Below are 19,593 nucleotides of genomic sequence, written 5' to 3' on the forward strand. Positions count from 1 at the left end.
CGCAGAGAGAGCACAAAAGAAATTCGCTCAATACCTTCTATGTGACTTTTTTATATAGCCAATTACGATACCCTTCGCATCCACAACAACCACATACCGCGCCCCCCTATCGAAAATGTTAACAATATTAGCCATATCATCACTTTCGCCTGCCAAAACATGGTTATTAGACATTGCAACGGTCTCGACGACCTTCCCCAAAGTCTCATCTCCAAAATCCAATAGGCTCCAGTCCTCGGACAGCCCAACCATGAAACCCCACAGGTCCCCGCCATCAATCACCGCCAGAAAACGATTACTATCATCTAGAACCATGCATGGCACCGTTAGAGGAATAGGCAGATTTTTGAGCAAATCGCCCTTCGATGCCACTGTGAATTTCTTATCACACCGCTCCCCCAATGCTCTAGATTGAGGCGCTCCCTTAGGCGCACTACGCATTGCATTGTGAACGGTGCTATGAGCCTTCAGCCAATCATGCGCAGAGCGAGAGACAAGGCCAAGAATGAAATATATTCGCGCCAACTGCTCTGTAACGTTATCATTCAAAATTGATTCGTGATGCGCAACCCTGTTTCGTAATGCAGTAATACTCTTGAATCTAGCGCACACATCAGAAAAATCAACCTCACCAGGAAATATATTAGAAATATATAAGCGCCAAAGGGAAGTTTCATACTCCGGCCGAAAGAGGTTTGACCAGAAATCAAGGGTCAACATCGGCACAAGATCATTGGTAAGGACAGTGTGTTTGCGCTGCCGCCGCTTAACCGCCCTGTTTAACGTCTCCCTCGACTCGGCTGTAAGCAAATCCAAAAAGGCCGGATTTCTCCACCACGCATCTGAAAAATGGCGAGAGATAACTTCATTAATGCAGTTCCTTAAAGTAACCTCAAATACGTGCAAAGGAAACAGGAGTGACTTTGAAAGCCGCACATTGTATAAATAATATTCGAACGCCAGCTCATCGTTGAAGCCAGCTCTTATCCTAAATGGATTAAACCTCGGGTCAGACAAACACCGCTGCAGCTCAGTGATGTGTTCAGGTTCGTAAGGAAATGGGCGTTGACACTCGGCCATGTTTCACCTATCGTTCGCGTATCAGAAGCGTGATGGATGGGCTGCGGTAGAGCCTGTTATCAGGCAACTGTACTTAGAGCCCCGGGTCAGGCATAGCCTCGCCCGGGGTTTCGCTTTTGGCTGAGGCCTTCTTGAGAAGGCGCGATCTCGGGCCATTGGGAACCGAGTTGAACGTTGTGTTCGCATGACACAGCGATCACCGAACGGCCCCGCCGTCGCAGCTGGCAACTTCGTAGCCTGACTCACTAATGCGCTGTTCTCGAGCCTAAAGCTGGTCGCTGTTGCGCCTCCTGCTGGGCCAACATTTTGACTATCCATAGCTATCCTTTTCTCCGCATCTGAATCAATTAGTCAGTGCGATCCTTCGGTTCCTGGTAGCAAAGATGGCAGCGGGTTCGCCGTTCACCTCGTCCAAGCGCGGCCGATCCGTCCCCTTAAGCAGGTTCCAAACCCTTGGGCTCGTGGCAATCATGCTCTCCTCTACCCGCCCCATGGCCTCCCGGAGCTTGGACCACTCCTGCTCAGTGTAGCGTTCGGAGACCGCAGCCATGCGATCCGTCCCGGGCCCTGGCGTGTGATGGTGAAGCAACTGCGAGACGATCCGGCTTTCGCCAAACAGCAGAGCTGCGTAGCGGCCGAGGGTTCGCCGGAAATCGTGCGGCGTCAGCCCGATGTCATTGTCCTTGCTGAGGTTCAACAGGCCCGCATCGCGCCGGACGTTGGCCACGATGCTCTTGCTGTCTGACTAGTGCCCCGATCGGCTGCGGCTTGAACGTGCAGGGAAGACGTAGCGGGTTCGGTCAAACGTGCGGCGCGCTTTCTCCAACTCCACCTCCAATCCTTGGCTGGCACCCTTGGCTTGGCAGCTCGAAGCAAGCCTTCCGTGGTCGCCACGTCCTTCTTCGCTCCGGTGCTTGGTCATCGTCCACGCAGGCGATGTCATCGGAGGCCCCAAACAAGGGACGTTATGCCTGGTGAATGCGCACCGAGTCCGCCTAGCTTCTCCACCGCTGTGAAATAACGACTATAGGTCGAATGATGCTCGTCATCGAGCTCATGACCAACGATCTGCGCGCGGAGTTCTGAAACCACCCCCGCTCCCTGTAACTCTTGAATGAAAGTCTTACGAAGCGAGTGGAAACCGCGCTTGGCCGGCGCCCAGCCTTTCCCAACCTCGGCCAGGTGTCGACTGAAGGCCTTAGTGATCCAGTTGCCCTGCCCGTTTACCGCCGTTGCTTTAGCTGCAGGGAACAACCTGGTTTCGCCAGCTCCACGCTTGCCATCGACCCACTTGAGAAAACCCATCTTGATTAGCTCTGGATGGAGGGGGACCGTGCGAAGGCTCACCTCAGTCTTCACCTTCTGGTGCTCGCCTTCGTCGGAGATGCGGATGCATGGGATGCCGTCCTCTTCGAACACGTCCTTGACGAGAAGCTGGCCGACCTCAGAGGCCCGGGCACCGGTATAAAGCCCAATGAGCGAGGCCCACCGCGCCGATTCGGATAGTCTGGCCAGCGCCTCAGGCGCGAACAGCGCCTGGATCTGGGCACGGTCATACGCTTTAAATCCCAGCTTCTTCCGGGCCCGCTTCTCGCGCTGGGAGTAGCTCACGTGGCCGCTCGCCGGGTTATCGCCTCGCGGGTAATGGCCCGACGCCATGGCCCATTCGAAAAAGCCTCCTCGCCCGCCGATATAGCTCTGCTTGTTGGTGAGCGTGGGCGTAGATGCCCCTTTCTCGCGCATGTCCTGATACCAGCGAGCCAAGTCCGAGCGCGTGATGGCATGGACCTTCATCGTCGGCCCAAGAAACGCCACGAGCGCCTCGATGGCCGTTTTCTTGATCGTGAATGTCTTAGGCAGTGTCGAACCTTTGAGCGTCGCCAGGAATGCGTCTCGAGCCTTGCCCAGCGTCATCGTTTCGATGGCCGACGCAGATGACTGCCTACTCGGGCCAGCGTGCGTTGAGCCAAACATGGTTGGCACGGCAACCGGGTGGGCCCGAGCCTGCAAGGCAGCGCCGGCCATCGCCTCCAGCTCCATCAGCTGCCTATAGAGCTTTAGGTCTTTGGGACTGTCGATCTGCCACTGCTCTGTCACCGTCCCATCCGGCTGGCGGGTGCGGTTAAGCGTCAGGTCCTGAAGATTTTCTGCGCTCGTCAGACGCGCAATGAGCAGATCCGCGTCCGACTTGCTGAGCTTGGCCACGCGTTGATCCTTCAACTGTGCGAAGAGCCGAGCATATCCCGCGCCCAGCACGACCGCACGCACGTGGGCCTGTGCCAAGTCCTTCGTTTGCAGGGTGCGTTTGATAAGTCTGCAGCCCATCACGGTTTGCAAATTGACGGGCACACGTTGGACGAACGACCAGCGGCCGGTGGACGACCGGCTCAAATGATGAGGGATGCGCATGCGAGTTTTTCCTCTGCATGCTTCCTGCCTCCAATCAATTTGCCTAAAAAATTAGTGATTAAAATCAATAACTTAGACGTGATTGGCGGAGAGAGTGGGATTCGAACCCACGGAAGGTTTGACCCTTCGCCGGTTTTCAAGACCGGTGCCTTCAACCGCTCGGCCATCTCTCCGATGCTGCTTTGATTCTGCTCTGCGTGGTCGCCGATGGCATCGGTGTATCACGCAGGCGCCACGCGCTTTGCGGGTGACGCTGATGGTGACCACCACTTGTGCGGTGTCACCCACCCCCGGGATCGCTCCCGGGCGCGCATTCTCGCATGCCCGGGCGCGCTTTGCTTGGTTGCACCGCACTGCCTTTTGGCTGGCGCAGCCTGCTGCGCCGTCACTCGCGGCAGACCACTGCATGTTACCGGCCGGCCGCGAGCACCCGACCAAGGATGCAACCTGCCGAACGTTGAAGCGAGCTGACTACCGAGAACGAGCGACTGCCGAAACGCGTGTCAGCCGGCCTCGACGACCAGACGCAGCGCTTAGCCCGCTTCGGCCACAACCAGACGCGGTGCAGTGCCGGCCGCGCGCTTGAGTTTTTCAGCCAGCTCCGCGCAGTTGCCGCCGCAATCCAGACGCGAGCGTTCGATCTCGCGCGGCAGGTGCTCGGCCAGGAAGTCGATGAACACGCGCACCGCTGGCAGCAGGCCGCGGCGCGAGGCGAACACCGCGTGGCAGATGCCTTGCGGCAGCGACCAGTGCGGCAGCACCACTTCCAGCTCGCCGCTGCGCACCGCTTGAGCGCACACGGTCTCCGGCAGCATGGTGATGCCGAAGCCGTCGCGCGCCATCGACTGCAGCAGCGGGAAATCGAAACCGGCCAGACGCGGCTGCAGGTCTACGCGGCGCATCTCGCCGTTGGGGCCGTGCAGTTCCCAGCGCTGATGCGCTTCGTCTTCGCTGGTGCTCATGGTGGTGTGGTTGGCCAGCTCGCTCGGGTCCTTGGGGCGCCCGGCACGGTCCAGGTACTTGGGGCTGGCGACCAGCAATTCCTGCACCTGGCCGAAGCTGCGCATCACCAGGCTGCCGTCGTCGTCCAGGCGCGAGCGCACGCGCAGTGCGATGTCATAGCCCTCGTTGATGACGTCGACGCGGCGGTTGCTGATGTTGAGCTGCAGCCGCACCTTGGGGTACTTGGTCAGAAATTCCGGCAACAGTTTGGGCAACTGGATCTGCGCCAGCGACACCGGAACGCTCACGCGCACGAGGCCGCGCGGCTCGGCGCTGAGACGATCCACCACCTCGCGTGCGGCCTGGGCTTCGGCCAGCATGGTCTGGGCATGGCGATGTACGCTGGTGCCGACGTCGGTCACCGCAAAGCGGCGCGTGGAGCGCTGCAGCAGGCGCACGCCCAGGTCGGTTTCAAGCTGGCTGATGCGGCGGCTCAGGCGCGATTTGGGGATCCCGAGCGCACGCTCGGCCGCAGCGAAGCCGCCGTGGTCCACCACCATCGCGAAGTAGTACAGGTCATTCAGGTCGTGCATGGCGCAGGTATCCATGGATAGAACGATAAGTGATATTTAAGCACCTTTATCCCAACAGGGCAACGACCGCGGTCGCATCGGGCTCCCGGTCTGGCGAGCTTCCGGGATATGGAGTGATTGGCGTCGAGGACCTCTCGTCTTGCCGCGAAAGCGCGCAGCGCACCGGCGTTGGCGCCAACTGGGTCGCACCCGCAGGATCCGCAAGGTGGTCTGTACAGACGAAGCGCATGAGCTCGTCACGTAAAAACGCAAACGGGGCCAGTGACGGCCCCGTTTTCTTCAATGTTTTGGAAGCGGCCAGGTCGCGTACATCTGTCGGCTGCACGGTCGTACCGGCAGCGGCACTTGGAGTAGCTAGCAAAACGTAGCGAGCACTCGTCGGTGAGTACGGACATCCCGCTCAAAGTGGCGTGCACGCGTGGCGCTCGCTGCTTCCGAGCAACGGCCGCGCCCGCCTAGCGATGAGCGCAGCCCGCTTTCAGCAGCTTTTGTCAGCCGCGCTTAGCCGATCCGCTCGATCCCGCCCATATACGGGCGCAGCACTTCGGGCACATCGATCGAGCCATCGGCGTTCTGGTAGTTCTCCATCACCGCGATCATTGCGCGGCCCACGGCGGTACCCGAGCCGTTGAGCGTGTGCATCAGCTCCGGCTTGCCGCTGGTCGGATTGCGCCAACGCGCCTGCATACGCCGCGCCTGGAAATCGCCGCAATTGGAACACGACGAAATCTCGCGATAGGTGTCCTGCGAAGGCAGCCACACTTCCAGATCGTAGGTCTTGATCGCAGCAAACCCCATGTCGCCCGTGCACAGCAGCACCTTGCGATACGGCAGGCCGAGTTTTTCCAGCACCACCTCGGCGCAGCGCGTCATGCGCTGATGCTCGGCATCGCTGTCTTCCGGCGCGCAGGCGGTGACCAGCTCCACTTTTTCGAACTGATGCTGGCGGATCATGCCGCGCGTATCGCGGCCGCCGCTGCCGGCTTCGGCGCGGAAGCACATCGAATGCGCGGTCATGCGCAACGGCAAGCGCTCGGCATCGACGATTTCGTCGCGCACGATATTGGTCAGCGGCACTTCCGAGGTGGGGATCAGATAGCGGCGCGACTCGCCCACTTCGGTCTGGAACAAATCGTCCTCGAACTTCGGCAACTGCCCGGTGCCACGCATCGACTCGGCGTTGACCAGCAAGGGCACATTGGTCTCTTCGTAGCCATGTTCGCCGACATGCAGATCGAGCATGAATTGTGCCAGCGCGCGATGCAGACGTGCGATCGGCCCGCGCAATACGGTGAAACGTGCGCCCGACAACTTGGCGGCGGTTTCGCCATCCAGCCAGCCATGCGGCGCGCCGAGTTCCACATGATCCTTGACCGCGAAATCGAACTGGCGCAGCGTGCCCCAACGCGATTGCTCGACGTTCTCGCTCTCGTCTTTACCGTGCGGCACATCGTCGGCCGGCAGATTGGGCAGACCCAGCGCGATGGTTTCGAGTTTGGCGCGGATCGCATCCAGCGCGTCTTCGGAAGCCTTGAGTTCGTCGCCGAACCCGGCCACTTCGGCCATCAGCGCGGTGACATCCTCACCCTTGGCCTTGGCCTGCCCGATCGCCTTGGATTTGGAATTGCGCTGACTCTGCAGCTCCTGCGTGCGCACCTGGATGCGCTTGCGCTCGCCTTCCAGCGACTCCAGTTCCGCGGTGTCAAGGGCGAAACTGCGCGTGCTGCGCAGGCGCTCGGCAAGGTCGGCGGGATGTTGGCGAAGCAGGGCCGGATCTAGCATCGGAAGTCTGTGTGAGTCAGTAGGAAGCGCGAGATTATCGCCTGTTCCGCCACCTGCTGCGATCGATTCACTGCCGCTATGCCAGAATTGGCCCGATCCTTCAGGTGAGCCCTATGCCCGCGCCCCGCCCTGCGTCCGATCGCCAGATCGTTCTACGTCTGCCCCGCCACACCCTGAAAATTGCCGGTATCGCCTTCGTTGCCGGGCTGCTGTTGTTCCTGTTGGTGTGGGCCACCGGCCGCAAGGACGACTTCTACAAAGCCTCGCCGGCCCAGCCGAGCGCAGGTGCGCCAGCCACCGACGATATCCAGCCGCTACCCGCGCCGCTGCCGGCCCAGGACGGCGCCAGCGACATGCCGCAGGCCAAGCCGCCCGAAGAAACCCCGACCCTGGTGGACACTGCGCCGCCTGCCACACCCGCGCCGATGCCCTTGCCCGAAGACGCAGGTGCCGGAGCGCCCGGCACCACAGCACCCACAAATACTGCGGCAGCCGCAGGCGGCGATCGCCCGGTACCGATGCAGGGCCAGATGCCGCCGCCGCGCTATCCCTCGGCCGCGTTGCGTCGTGGCGATGCCGGCGATGTGGTGGTGCGGGTGGACGTGGACGCAGCGGGCAAGCCCGGCGGCGTGACACTGGTGCAGCGTAGCGGTTCGCGCGATCTGGACCGCGCCGCGATGGAAGCGGTGCGTCAGTGGCGCTTCCACCCGGCGCAGCGCAATGGCCAGCCGATTGCCGGCAGCGTGGATATCCCCTTCGAGTTCAAGCCTGCGCAGTAAGACCTGCGGACAGCACCGTCGCAGATGGTCATCAGATGGCCACGCGCAAGGCGTTGACGCATCAGCGCATGCATCGGTATCTGGTCTGCCGGGCACACCAATCCGGCAGCGTCACAGGTGATTTGCCAGTTCGACAAAGCTGAACGCCTGCCGAGTTTTAGCCCTTCATTGGTCCCCTGCCTTAGCTCCCCCTCAGGCAGCGCCGACCAGACTGGCCGTGTCATCCCACAGATGCGCCAGGAGGCCGGCCATGTCCTTCACCTCGAATCCTTCTTCACACCAGACGCAATCGCTGCCGCAACAGGCCGCGCACATGCGTGAGCGTGAGCGTGTGCGCGAAGACGATGCAGATGGCGCATCGCCGTGGTTGTGGGCCACCCTGCTGGCGGTGCTGGTGGTGGTACCGACCTGGTGGTGGACGCGGCATGGCGACGAATCGTTTGCGCAGGACATGCGCCCCTTGCCGGCGGCAAGCCGCCAGATCCTGCCGACCTCCGAAGGCCCGCGTGCGATGACCATGATTGCGCATCAACCGCTGCGTGCGCCGCTCAGCAGCGAAGAAGCCAAGCCGCTGCCGGGCAACGCCATGCCGCGCTATCCGGCCGATATTGCGCAGGCCGGCATCGAAGGCAGCCGCACCGCGCGTCTGCAACTGGATGTGCAGGGCCAGGTGAGCGATGTCACTATCGTCGATCGCAGCGGCAATGACGACCTGCGCCTGGATGCGGCAGTCATGCAGAGCCTGAGTCAGTGGCGCTTCGAACCAGCCACGCGCGACGGCCACGCGGTCGTCAGCAGCGTGCAGGTGCCGGTCGAATTTACCTCCGAACGTTGAGCCCGAACCCGGCGCCCTGCGCCAAGGTATCGAAACCTGGAAACGATGTCGCGACATTGGCGACATCGTTCACCTGCACGGTGCCGGTCGAGAGCTGACCGGCAATGGCGAAGGCCATCGCAATGCGGTGATCGCCGTGGCTTTCGATCACGCCGCTGCCGATGCTGCCGCCGTGAATGGTCGCACCATCCGGCGTTTCGTCGACACGCACGCCCAGGATGCGTAGACCGGTGGCCATGGCCGCCAGACGATCGGATTCCTTGACCCGCAATTCGGCCGCCCCAGTCACAACCGTCTGCCCGTTCGCCGCCGCAGCAGCCACGAACAAGGCCGGGAATTCGTCGATCATGTCCGGCACCAGCGCTTCGGGAATCTGCACGCCCTGCAGCGGCGCGTAGCGTACGCGCAGATCGGCCACTGGCTCGCCACCATGTTCGGCGTGGTTTTCTTCGACGATATTCGCGCCCATCAGCCGCAATGCAGCGAGCAGCCCGGTACGACGCGGATTCAAGCCCACCGCACGCAGCACCACGTCCGAGCCGGGAATGATGCTGGCGGCAACGATGAAGAACGCTGCCGAGGAGAAATCCGCCGGCACCGCGATATCGGTCGCACGCAGACGCTGACCACCGCGCAGACGCGCCTTGCCTGGCGAGAAATCGATCTCCACACCGAATGCGGACAACATGCGTTCGGTGTAATCGCGCGTTGGGTGCGGCTCGGTCACCGAGGTGTCGCCCTTTGCATACAACCCTGCCAACAAAACGGCTGATTTGACCTGAGCGCTGGCGACCGGCGAGACGAAGTCGATGCCATGCAAGGCTTGCGCGCCATGTACGCGCAGCGGCGGCGTGCCGTCTTCTTCGGTGTCGATGCGTGCGCCCATCTGCGCCAGCGGACCGGTCACGCGCCGCATCGGGCGCTTGGACAAGGAGTCGTCGCCCACCAGCACGCTGTCGAAGCGCTGCGCGGCCAGCACGCCGGCGAGCAGGCGCATGCCGGTGCCGGCGTTGCCACAGTCCAGCGCCTCGCTGGGCGGCTGCAAGCCGTCCACGCCCACGCCGTGCACGATGCGCTGCGAGGCCGACGGCGTATCAATGCGCACGCCGAGCTTGGCAAAAATGGCCGCGGTGGAACGGGTGTCTTCGCCTTCGAGAAAGCCATCGATCTGCGAGATGCCGTCGGCCAAGGCGGCGAACATCACTGCACGATGCGAGACCGACTTGTCGCCGGGAATGGCCAGGCTGCCCTGCAATGCGCTGCCGCGCTGCGCGATCCAATGTTGCGTACTGCTGCTCATGCGTGTGATCCGATTGCTGCGGCATCGCCATGCACGGCGCTGCGCTTTGAAGAAGGGTGTGGTTGCGCCGTCGCCTTGCAGATGGCGGCGCGCCAGCTGTTACCGGCTTAGAGGAAAAGCGCTTACGGAATCGCCACCGGATACGAGCCCAGCACCTTGATCTGCGCCGAGTGCGCTTCCAGTTCGGCCAGCGCCTGCTTCATCGCTTCGTCTTCCACGTGGCCGGCCAGATCGATGAAGAAGCCGTACTCCCACTTGGCCTGATGCGAGGGCCGCGACTCGATGCGATTCATGCTGATGCCATGCCGCGCGAACGGGCTGAGCACGTCGAACAATGCGCCCGGCTTGTCGTGGATGAACACCAGCACCGAGGTGCGGTCGTGCCCGGACGAGGGAAAGATCTGACGGCCGATCACCAGAAAGCGCGTGGTGTTGTCGTCGTCGTCTTCGATCGACTTCATGATGACTTTCTTCAAGCCATACACGTGTGCTGCGCTCTCACCACCGATCGCCGCGGCATCTTCGGCATTGCGGGCCCGGCGCGCGCCCTCGGCATTGCTGGAGACGGCGATTTTCTCGACCTTGGGCAGGTGCGAACGCAACCAGCCGGCGGTCTGCGCGAACGATTGCGAGTGCGCGTAGATACGCTCGATATCTTCCAGCCGGCCATTGCGCGAGAGAAGGTACTGGTGCACGCGCAGCTCGACTTCGCCGCAGATCTTCAGGTTGGAGGTCAGGAACATGTCCAGCGTGACCTGGATGGTGCCCTGCCCGGAATTTTCCACCGGCACCACGCCGAAATCGGCGTTGCCGGCTTCTACTTCCTGGAACACTTCTTCGATGGTCGCCATCGGCAGGCCCACTGCCGAACGACCGAAATGCTTGAGCACGGCCTGCTGGCTGAAGGTGCCTTCCGGGCCGAGATAACCGATCTTCAACGGTTCCTGCTGGGCCAGGCACGCAGACATGATTTCGCGGTACACGTGCACCAGCACTTCGTCGCTGAGCGGGCCTTCGTTGCGGTCCACCACCATGCGCAGCACCTGCGCCTCGCGCTCGGGCCGGTAGTAATCCACCGCTGCGGCGAGCTTGCCCTTGGCCTTGCCGACCTGATGGGCGAAGTTGGCGCGCTCGGCAATCAGCTCCTGGATGGTGCGGTCGATCTGGTCGATCTTGGCGCGCACGTCGGCCAGTACCGGTGCGGCGACCGCCGGCTTTGCAAGCTTGCCTGCAACTTTTTCCGCAGATTTCTCTACCGATTTACTCGCCGGCTTGGTCTTGCCGCCAGTCGCGGTGGTGGGCTTGTTGGACTTGGGAGCCATCGCTGGGCATTCCTTGAATAACGGCGCATGCGCCTGCGCGGCAGCTGCCGCGGTCGAAGAGAAGACTCAGCCGTGCCGCTGCTGGAAGTCGTGCATGAAGCTCACCAGCGCCTGCGCGCCTGCCACCGGCATCGCGTTGTAGAGCGAGGCACGCAAGCCACCGACGGCCTTGTGCCCCTTCAATGCCAACAGGCCGGCCGCCTTGGATTCGCTGACGAACAACGCGTCCAGCTGCTCATCGGGCAGAAAGAACGGGATGTTCATGCGCGAACGCACGGCGGGCTTGATCAGGTTGCGATAGAAGCCGCCGGAGCCATCGATGGCGCCATACACCAGCGCGGCTTTTTCGGCATTGCGGCGCGCGAACTCGGCCACCCCGCCCTGCTCCAGCATCCACTTCACGTTGAGGCCAAGCAGATACCAGTTCCAGGTCGGCGGCGTGTTGAGCATCGAATCGCGGGCCGCGTGCGAGGCGTAGTTGAAGATATCCGCGCGCGGCTGGCCGGCACGTTCCAGCAGGTCGCGCCGCACGATCAGCACCGAGATGCCGACCGGCCCAAGATTTTTCTGCGCACCGGCGTAGATCAACCCGTAGCGCGAGATGTCCAGCGGCTCGGAGGCGATCGACGAACTGAAGTCGGCGAACAACGGCAACGTGCCCACATCCGGCGTGTCGCGAAACTCCACGCCATGGATGGTCTCGTTGGCGGTGATGTGCACATAGGCCGAGTGCGGCGACAAGGTCCAGCTGGCCACCGGCGGGATATCGGTGAAGCCTTCCGCCTGGCCGTCGGCAGCGATCCGTGCATCCACATACGGGGCCGCCTGCTTGATCGCGGTCTTGCCCCAGTGCCCACTGATCACGTAATCGGCGGCCTGACCGGGCGCGGCGAAATTCAGCGGCAGCAGCGCCTGGATGGTGGTGGCGCCACCGGCGGTGAACAGCACCGCATAGTCGTCGGGAATCGACAACAGGGTGCGCAGATCGGCTTCGGCCGCGGCCGCCACGGCCATGAAATCGGCGCTGCGGTGGCTGATTTCCACGATCGAGGCGCCGACGCCATTCCACTCGACCATCTCCGCCTGCGCCTGCCGCAGGACCGATTCCGGCAATGTCGCAGGGCCGGCACTGAAATTGAACGCGCGTGTCATGGCACACCTTGTCGAGCTAGCCTTCTAGTATGCCGCAGCGCATCGGCCTTGGCAGCGTTGCAGAAAAGTTGCAGCTGCATCCTTCTCACCGACGCCGACGTATGGTGTTGCAGCGTCCATGGGCAGCACCGTCACCGTGGTCCGTTATTCTCATCTGCAGCCACTGTCAGGAGCGAGCCATGTCCCTTCGCGATGTCTTGAAGACGCCGTCCAGCGAGATCACCGATGAGGCCGTTTACCGCGACCGGCGCCGGCTGCTGCAGCTGTTCGCGCTGACCCCGGCGTTGGGCGTGGCCGGGTGCGCCGAGGCCGACCCGCCGCCTCCGCCCAAGACCGTGGTGACGCCGGCGCAAGCGCGCAGCGGCTTCCGTACCGCCGAAGAACTGACCCGGCTGGAAGACGTCACCAGCTACAACAATTTCTACGAATTCGGCACCGACAAGACCGACCCTTCGAAGGCCGCCAAGACCTTGAAGCTGTCGCCGTGGTCGGTGAAGGTCAGCGGCGAGTGCGAAAAGCCCGGCAGCCTGTCGCTGGACGAATTGCTCAAGGGCATCCCTGCCGAAGAACGCATCTACCGGCTGCGCTGCGTGGAAGGCTGGTCGATGGTGATTCCGTGGACCGGCGTATCGCTGGGCGAGGTGCTCAAGCGCTTTGCGCCGACCTCCAAGGCCAAGTACGTGGCGTTCACCACGCTGGCCGACCCGCAGCAGATGCCCGGCGTACGCTACCGCTCGATCAACTGGCCGTATCGCGAAGGCCTGCGCATCGATGAAGCGATGCATCCGCTGACCTTGCTGGCCACCGGCCTGTACGGCAAGCCGCTGCCGCAGCAGAACGGCGCGCCGTTGCGGCTGGTGGTGCCGTGGAAGTACGGCTTCAAGAGCATCAAGTCGATCGTGGAAATCCGCTTCGTCGAGAAGATGCCCGAGACCGCCTGGCACGATCTGCAGCCGTCCGAATATGGATTCTTTTCCAACGTCAATCCGGCGGTGGACCATCCGCGCTGGAGCCAGAAGACCGAGCGCCGTATCGCCGGCACCGCCAGCAAGTTGTTCGCCGAGCGCATCGCGACCAAGCCGTTCAACGGCTATGCGGATCAGGTCGCTTCGTTGTACGCGGGGATGGATTTGAAGAAGTGGTTCTAGGCAACAAACGATCTGATATCGACCTATCGTAGGAGCACACCTGGGCGCGACGGGCTTTCCTGGTAATGCCCGTCGCGCCCAGGTGCGCTCCTACGATGCATGCATGGCACCCGCGCAGCACGCTCCCCTCTTCGAGATCGCATGGCCAAGACATCCACCTCCCTGATCGCTGCCAAGACGCTGCTGCATGCGGCCGCGTTGGCGCCGATCGCATTGCTCGGCTGGCAGTTCTGGCAGGTGTGGCAAACCGGCAGCGATGCGCTGGGCGCCGATCCGGTCGCCGAGATCGAGCACCGCACCGGGCTATGGGCGCTGCGCTTCCTGTTGATCACCTTGGCAGTCACGCCACTGCGCCAGCTCACCGGCCAGGCGGTACTGATCCGCTTCCGCCGCATGCTCGGGCTGTACGCATTCTTCTACGCCAGCGTGCATCTGGCGGCCTACCTGAGCCTGGATCTGCGCGGCTTCTGGACGCAGATTTTCGAAGAGATCATCAAACGGCCCTATATCACCGTCGGCTTCACCGCCTGGCTGTTGCTGGTGCCGTTGGCGATCACCTCCACCCAGGGCTGGATGCGTCGGCTCAAGCGCAACTGGGGCCGCCTGCACATGCTGATCTACCCGATCGGGCTGTTGGCGGTGCTGCATTTCTGGTGGCTGGTGAAATCCGATATCCGCGAACCGGCGCTGTACGCCGGGATTCTTGCGGTATTGCTGGGCTGGCGGGTCTGGAAAAAACTCAGCGCGCGCCGAACCACAGCAAGGCGCTCAGCGCCGCCGCCAGCAACACCGCGCTGAGCAGCAGCCACGGCCAGCGCGCGACCTTGACCGGCGCACGCGTCGGTTCGGTGGTGGCGCGCGGCGGCGGCAACGGCTCGGTGTCGGGGATATCCCAGGTGGTGCCGTGATGGGTGCGCGGCACCTCGACGACAAACCGGTGGCGGGCATCGAATACGACCTGGTCGCCGGCCTGCAGCCAGCCATCGCGCACCTGCACGCCATTGATCCAGCTGCCTTCTTCCGAGCCCAGATCGCGGATCAGCACGCGGTCGCCGTGGCGTTCCAGGCGCGCATGTTGCGCGGCAAAGGCCGGGTCGTCGATGACGATGTCTGCGGCCGGGTCGCTGCCGACCAGCCGTGAGCGATCCAGCGTGAAGCTGCGCCCGTGATGACGACCACCCAGCCCGCGCAACAACAGGCAGACCTCGCTCAGGCCGGCGTCGTCCTCTGGCACGTCGTTGGCCGGCGCGCTCGAGGGCGCACTGCGCAGCAGCATCTCCACGCCGTCGGCGTAGATCGCATCGCCGGGGCGCAGCAGTGCCATGCGGCGTACCGGGCGTCCGTTGACATGGATGCCGCGGATTCCGTTGGCCACCTGCAGCCATAGGCCGCGCTGGTCCAGGCAGAACTGCGCCAACAGCAACGCGCCCTGGGCATCGTCCACCACCCGCACGCTGCCGGAGGCATGACGGACGATCCGGTGGACGCCGGGCTTGAGAGAATGATCCGGCTGCTGCCGGTGAGTGAAATGAACTTGCAGATCGCGCACCCGCCGTAGCCTAGCAGGTCTGCCCCTTGCAGCGGCCAACAACGTGACCGGCGTCCGCCCAACAGGCGCGGTGTTTGCCAGTCGTTCCTGGTCCGCTGCAAGCATCCGCACTTGGAGCCTGGCCCGCGCATGCGCACAATGCGCGCTCCTTTCGTCTCACCTATCCACGCCATGTCCAGCATCGATATCCGCCACGACCATTCCTTGACGCCAGCCCAGGCCCGCGCAGCGATCGAAGAGGCGGCACGCAAACTGACCGATCGCTACGGCATCGCTTCGCACTGGGAAGGCGACACCTTGCGCATCGCGCGTGCCGGTGTGGACGGGGCGATCGCCTTGTTGCCGCAACAGGTGCATGTCACCGCCGAGCTTGGCTTTCTGTTGTCGGCGGTGCAGCCGATGGTGGAATCGGAAATCCGACGGCTACTGAGCGAAAAACTCGCCTGAGCAGGCCGGTTTGATCGTTCTTGCCCCAAGCGGGCCAGGCCTGGGGCCTGCGAACTTGAGCAGGCCGCGCTGAAGGTGCCGGCCCTTCAGCGCAAGGTCACCCGCATCACGCTGGATGCGCGGATGCTTGAAAACGCGTCTCGCGCACACATGACCTAGATAGACGCCAGCAGGCAATGCTTCACCTGCCCGATGCAGCGTCGGCACTAGGGTGAAGGCAACGTCGCTTTAGCAACCTACAGGAGCATCGCATGACGACCGGATACGATCAGAACGGCAACCGCAACAACGCGGCCCATGGGTTCCAGGCGCAGGCAGAGCAGATTTCGCGCCGGCTTGGCGAATCGGCACAGACGGTGTGGTTGGCCGGGCTCGGCGCGCTGGGTCGCGTCCAGACCGAGGGCGGCAAATTGTTCGACTCCCTGGTTCGCGAGGGCGCGGCCTATGAGCGCACGGGTCAGCAGAAGGCCAGCGAAAGCGTCGACGAACTGCGCGAAGAGGTGGAGACCCAGTTCGAGCAGGCACGCGACACCGCCGTGCGTGGCTGGGACCGGCTGGGCAAGGCCTTCGACGAACGCGTCAAGGGCGTGCTGCGCACCCTCAACATCCCCGAACAGGACGAGCTGGAAAACCTGCGTCGAGAAGTGGAATCGTTGAAAGCCCAGGTGCGCGCCAATACCGCCGCCACCAAGCGTGCCAACCGTACCGCCAATCAAGCGGCGCAGGCTGCCAGTAGCGACACGGCCGGCACTGGATCGTCAACCACACCTGGCAGCGCCTCGACCGGAAACACGGCTGCGTTCGACGACGAATAAGCCTGGCAGCCGGCGAATGTTGCAAAGCAGCATGATTTTCCACACAATCGAGAAGGACCCGCCAGTCCTGTAACACGAAGTCCGTTTGCTCCCCTCCCCTCACGGCTTCGGACTGGCGGGTCTTTCGCTATCTGGATCACGGCTCGTGAGTTCGCCGCGCGCGATCCATTGACGAATCTGCCGCGAGGGATTCTTCTAGGCGCACCATTTCGTTATACGCGCCATAACTTCGTTTGATGCTCATGCCTTCCTGGATTTTGGCGCTGTTGGCCGCCCTCTTGCTGTGGCTGGCGGTGTGCGCTTATGTCTGGCTGGTGCGGCGTCGCGCCGACGAAACCACCGAGGGCGTGCGCGCCCTGGCCGCGATGCACTGGCGTGATTTTTCCGCCCTGGTGCTGCGCGTGCTGCAGGACCAACGCGGTTGGAAACCGACCCGGTTGCCGCAGGACGGGCTGCCCACCGCCGATTTCATGATGCAGACCGACCACGGCACCCGCCTGGTTGCGTGCAAGCACGGGCGCGGTTATCGCATCGGCGTGGCGGCGGTCAACGAGTTGGGCGCGATGGCGCGGCTGGCCGGTGCCGGCGGCGGCGTGATGGTGACCGAGGGCCGCATGGAGCGCGAAGGCATTGCGGCTGCCGACAAGCAATCGATCGAAGTGCTGGATGGCACGCGCCTGTGGCCACTGCTCAAACCCTACCTGCCCGGCGATATGGAAACCGGCGTGGTCGGCATGGCAAGGCGCCGCGCGATCCGCCACAGCGTCATCGCCGGTGTGGCGTTGGCAACCTTGGCGCTGGTCGCTGTGCTGGCACTGCAGCCGGCGCTGCCGGAAGCGGCGCTGACGCAGACTGTAATTGCACCTACCCCACCGGTTGCCGCACCCGTGCGTGCTGCGCCTTCCGCTGCCCCGGCTACTGCTACTGCTACGTCGCAGGCAGCGCCCACAACGGCATCGACCCCGGCAGCCATGCCAGTCGCAAGCGGCAAGGAACCGGATGCAGCGACCATGCAGGGCTATCAACGCGCCGTTTCCAAAACGCTCGCACAGACGCCCGGTCTACTCCGCGGGATCTGGATCACCCAGGCAACGTTGGCGGTGGACCGCACGGTCGAAGATGCCGCCGCATGGCCGCTGATCTGCCGCGAACTGGAACGCTACCCGTACCTGCGCACCGTGCGCGTGCAACTCAACCCGCGCGCAGGCGTGGACGAGCCGGTGCGCTGGCGTCAATGCACGACGATTTGAGTGGGTGATTGGCGCATTGGTGAGCCGCTGCGAATCTCAGCGCATTCCCGGCGCAAACCGCGCCACCAGATCGTACGAGCCGCCGAGGAACCATTGGCGCACGTAGGTAACCGGTTGATCGCCGCGCCAGGTGTGGCGATCGATGACCAGGCACGCAGCGCCATCGTCCACCTGCAGGCGTTCGGCTTGGGCGGCGTCGGCATTGACCGCGCTGATGCGGTGTTCGGCGCGCGTCCACGGCACGTTGCGCAACAGCCAACTGCCCGGCGCGACATCGGTGAACGATTGCAATAACGCCTCCGGCACCGTGGTGGTATCGATCACGCGTTGCTCCAGCGCGAACGGGCTGCCATCGGCCAAGTGCACGCTTTCCAGCGCCAGGACCTTGCCGGTACTGCCCAGGGCGCGTTCCTGCGGCACGCGCTGACGCAGGCTGCGCAGTCGCCGCGACAACAACGAAAACCGATAGGCATGGCCGCGCGTGGTCATCTCCACTTCGATATCCGGGATCGACAGCGCCACCTGTTCCAGATGCGGATGCGGCCGCGCCACGAACGAGCCGGTGCGGCGGCGACGTTCGATCATGCCGGCGTCGGCGAGCAGCCCGAGCACCTTGTTGACCGTCATGCGCGAACAGCCGTACTGCGTCATCAACTCGTGTTCGGGCGGCACGCGGTGACCGGGCGGCCAGTCGCCGCTGTGGATGCGCTGTTCCAGATCCTGACGGATGCGTTGATGCAGGGTGCCGGGCGCGGCGATGGGGTGGGCGGTCAAAGCAGGTCTCCGGTCAGACCCGCATTGTGCGCGCATCCGCTCAGTTGCTCAGCAGCGATCGCAAAACGCCGGCAAAACGCGTGGCAATGCGCGCGCGATCCACATGCTGCCCGTCGCGCACCACCTCTTGCCCGGCGCGCCAGACAGTGCGCACGGCGCTGCCGCGTGCGGCGAACAGCCAACTGTCGAGCAAGGCATCGTCGCTGCGCGCCAGTAGTGCCGGATGGGTGAGATCCAGCTCAAGCAGATCGGCCGATGCGCCGACACGGATGCCGCTGTGCGCAATACCCAAGGCCTGCGCCGCGCCATCGCTGGCTTGGTCGAACAACCATCGCCCGCTGGAAACGCCGCCTTGCGCCAGCACATTGCGCGCCTGCAGGTGCAGGCGCTGGCCGTATTCGAGCAGGCGCAGTTCTTCGGCCGCATCGATCAAGACATTCGAATCCGAACCCACGCCGAAACGCCCGCCTGCGGCGGCAAATGCCTGCATCGGGAACAGCCCGTCGCCCAGATTCGCCTCGGTGATCGGGCATAGCCCGACCACCGCACCGCTATCGACGATCGCCTGCAGTTCGCTCGCATCCACATGCGTGGCGTGCACCAGACACCAGCGCGCATCCACCGACGCGTTGGCCTGCAGCCACTGCACCGGGCGCATGCCCGACCAGGCCAGACACGCATCGACCTCGCGCTGCTGCTCGGCGATATGGATGTGGATCGAGCCATCGGTGAGCGGCACCAGCGCGGCCAGTTGTTCTGGCGTGACCGCGCGCAGGCTGTGCGGCGCCAACCCGAGCACTGCATCGGGCAAGGCTTTGAGGCTGCGCGTGCAGTCGTCCAGCAAGCGTGCGAAACCGTCGATGTCGTGGATCAAACGACGCTGCGCTGTACTCGGCGCGACACCGCCGAAATCCGAATGCGCATAGAACACCGGCAACAGCGTCAACCCGATGCCGGTGTTGGCGGCGGCGGCGGCAATGCGCTCGGACATTTCGCCGGCCTGCGCATACGCAGCGCCGCTGGGGCTGTGGTGCAGATAATGGAATTCGCCGACACGGGTGAAGCCGCTTTCGAGCATTTCCACATAGGCCTGTTCGGCGATCGCCTGCAGGCTGTCCGGGTCCAGCCGATCGACGAAGCGATACATCAACTCGCGCCAGCTCCAGAAACTGTCGCCGCTGCGTCCGCCCACTTCGGTCAGGCCGGCCATGCCGCGCTGGAACGCGTGGCTGTGCAGATTGCCCAGCCCGGGCAGCAGCACCTCGACACGGGTATCGGTGGCGGCCACCGCAGTATCGGTCTGCACCGAGGCGATGCGCCCCTGTGCCAGCGCGATCCGCACACCGCTCGCCCAGCCATCGGGCAAAAGCGCCCGCGCTGCCCACACCGCCTGCACCTGTTGGTCTGCCACTGGAC

18 protein-coding genes and 1 tRNA gene are annotated in these 19,593 nt (G+C 63.4%); 7 read left to right on the forward strand and 12 right to left on the reverse strand.

Annotated features, from left to right (window positions below):
* Positions 1 to 27: 27 nt before the first annotated feature.
* The 6 genes from AC1PLU_RS13910 to serS form a co-directional block, all read right to left on the reverse strand.
* A complete protein-coding gene (locus AC1PLU_RS13910) occupies positions 28 to 1,080 on the reverse strand; it encodes a hypothetical protein (RefSeq protein ID WP_481106545.1) in 1,053 nt (350 codons plus the stop codon).
* Between the two features lie 343 nt (positions 1,081 to 1,423).
* Entirely contained in the window at positions 1,424 to 1,807 is a 384-nt protein-coding gene (locus AC1PLU_RS13915) for a hypothetical protein (RefSeq protein WP_481106546.1), read from the reverse strand.
* Positions 1,808 to 2,019: 212 nt separating this feature from the next.
* Positions 2,020 to 3,489 carry a DUF6538 domain-containing protein gene (locus AC1PLU_RS13920; protein WP_481106547.1) on the reverse strand — a complete coding sequence of 490 codons (1,470 nt, stop codon included), beginning with the start codon at positions 3,487 to 3,489 and terminating at the stop codon, positions 2,020 to 2,022.
* Between the two features lie 83 nt (positions 3,490 to 3,572).
* Positions 3,573 to 3,662 (reverse strand) — tRNA-Ser (locus AC1PLU_RS13925).
* A 360-nt stretch (positions 3,663 to 4,022) separates the two neighbouring features.
* Positions 4,023 to 5,039, reverse strand: coding sequence for a LysR family transcriptional regulator (locus AC1PLU_RS13930; protein ID WP_055828899.1), 1,017 nt, complete (start codon positions 5,037 to 5,039; stop codon positions 4,023 to 4,025).
* A 486-nt stretch (positions 5,040 to 5,525) separates the two neighbouring features.
* On the reverse strand, positions 5,526 to 6,806 hold the full coding sequence (gene serS, locus AC1PLU_RS13935; RefSeq protein ID WP_481106548.1) for a serine--tRNA ligase: 1,281 nt from the start codon (positions 6,804 to 6,806) through the stop codon (positions 5,526 to 5,528).
* A gap of 113 nt (positions 6,807 to 6,919) precedes the next feature.
* Between serS and AC1PLU_RS13940 the strand changes: the two genes are divergently transcribed.
* Positions 6,920 to 7,585 (forward strand): energy transducer TonB, encoded by a 666-nt coding sequence (locus AC1PLU_RS13940; RefSeq protein ID WP_481106549.1) that lies wholly within the window; start codon positions 6,920 to 6,922, stop codon positions 7,583 to 7,585.
* A gap of 367 nt (positions 7,586 to 7,952) precedes the next feature.
* Positions 7,953 to 8,420 (forward strand): energy transducer TonB, encoded by a 468-nt coding sequence (locus AC1PLU_RS13945; protein WP_481108526.1) that lies wholly within the window; start codon positions 7,953 to 7,955, stop codon positions 8,418 to 8,420.
* Here AC1PLU_RS13945 and aroA read toward each other — a convergent pair.
* From aroA to serC, 3 genes are all read right to left on the reverse strand, one after another.
* Positions 8,404 to 9,720, reverse strand: a complete 1,317-nt coding sequence (gene aroA, locus AC1PLU_RS13950) for a 3-phosphoshikimate 1-carboxyvinyltransferase (RefSeq protein WP_481106550.1) — start codon at positions 9,718 to 9,720, stop codon at positions 8,404 to 8,406. The two genes, AC1PLU_RS13945 and aroA, sit on opposite strands and share 17 nt — an antisense overlap.
* A 122-nt stretch (positions 9,721 to 9,842) precedes the next feature.
* Entirely contained in the window at positions 9,843 to 11,042 is a 1,200-nt protein-coding gene (gene pheA, locus AC1PLU_RS13955) for a prephenate dehydratase (RefSeq protein ID WP_095574583.1), read from the reverse strand.
* A 66-nt stretch (positions 11,043 to 11,108) separates the two neighbouring features.
* Positions 11,109 to 12,194: a 3-phosphoserine/phosphohydroxythreonine transaminase gene (gene serC / locus AC1PLU_RS13960; protein WP_006451091.1), complete on the reverse strand. Its 1,086-nt coding sequence runs from the start codon at positions 12,192 to 12,194 to the stop codon at positions 11,109 to 11,111.
* 179 nt (positions 12,195 to 12,373) lie between these two features.
* Between serC and msrP the strand changes: the two genes are divergently transcribed.
* Both msrP and msrQ read left to right on the forward strand, forming a co-directional pair.
* Positions 12,374 to 13,342, forward strand: coding sequence for a protein-methionine-sulfoxide reductase catalytic subunit MsrP (gene msrP / locus AC1PLU_RS13965; protein ID WP_115038562.1), 969 nt, complete (start codon positions 12,374 to 12,376; stop codon positions 13,340 to 13,342).
* Positions 13,343 to 13,483: 141 nt separating this feature from the next.
* Positions 13,484 to 14,140 carry a protein-methionine-sulfoxide reductase heme-binding subunit MsrQ gene (gene msrQ / locus AC1PLU_RS13970; protein ID WP_481094507.1) on the forward strand — a complete coding sequence of 219 codons (657 nt, stop codon included), beginning with the start codon at positions 13,484 to 13,486 and terminating at the stop codon, positions 14,138 to 14,140.
* Here the strand turns inward: msrQ and AC1PLU_RS13975 are convergent.
* Complete coding sequence (locus AC1PLU_RS13975) at positions 14,082 to 14,891, reverse strand: FHA domain-containing protein (protein WP_023903666.1); 810 nt, start codon at positions 14,889 to 14,891, stop codon at positions 14,082 to 14,084. The two genes, msrQ and AC1PLU_RS13975, sit on opposite strands and share 59 nt — an antisense overlap.
* Positions 14,892 to 15,062: 171 nt before the next feature.
* Here AC1PLU_RS13975 and AC1PLU_RS13980 point away from each other — a divergent pair, with 171 nt between their 5' ends.
* The 3 genes from AC1PLU_RS13980 to AC1PLU_RS13990 all read left to right on the forward strand — a co-directional run bounded on the left by AC1PLU_RS13980 (position 15,063) and on the right by AC1PLU_RS13990 (position 17,403).
* Positions 15,063 to 15,338: a polyhydroxyalkanoic acid system family protein gene (locus AC1PLU_RS13980; protein WP_481106551.1), complete on the forward strand. Its 276-nt coding sequence runs from the start codon at positions 15,063 to 15,065 to the stop codon at positions 15,336 to 15,338.
* 251 nt (positions 15,339 to 15,589) lie between these two features.
* The gene (locus AC1PLU_RS13985) at positions 15,590 to 16,153 is read left to right on the forward strand and encodes a phasin family protein (protein ID WP_481106552.1); all 564 of its coding nucleotides are present in this window, start codon (positions 15,590 to 15,592) and stop codon (positions 16,151 to 16,153) included.
* 236 nt (positions 16,154 to 16,389) lie between these two features.
* Positions 16,390 to 17,403: a restriction endonuclease gene (locus tag AC1PLU_RS13990; RefSeq protein ID WP_481106553.1), complete on the forward strand. Its 1,014-nt coding sequence runs from the start codon at positions 16,390 to 16,392 to the stop codon at positions 17,401 to 17,403.
* 36 nt (positions 17,404 to 17,439) lie between these two features.
* On the opposite strand, the gene hutC is transcribed toward AC1PLU_RS13990, so the two are convergent.
* Positions 17,440 to 18,213: a histidine utilization repressor gene (hutC, locus tag AC1PLU_RS13995; protein WP_481106554.1), complete on the reverse strand. Its 774-nt coding sequence runs from the start codon at positions 18,211 to 18,213 to the stop codon at positions 17,440 to 17,442.
* 4 nt (positions 18,214 to 18,217) lie between these two features.
* The gene (locus tag AC1PLU_RS14000) at positions 18,218 to 19,588 is read right to left on the reverse strand and encodes a formimidoylglutamate deiminase (RefSeq protein WP_481106555.1); all 1,371 of its coding nucleotides are present in this window, start codon (positions 19,586 to 19,588) and stop codon (positions 18,218 to 18,220) included.
* Positions 19,589 to 19,593: the final 5 nt, after the last annotated feature.

This window comes from Xanthomonas sp. NCPPB 2933, assembly GCF_056725225.1.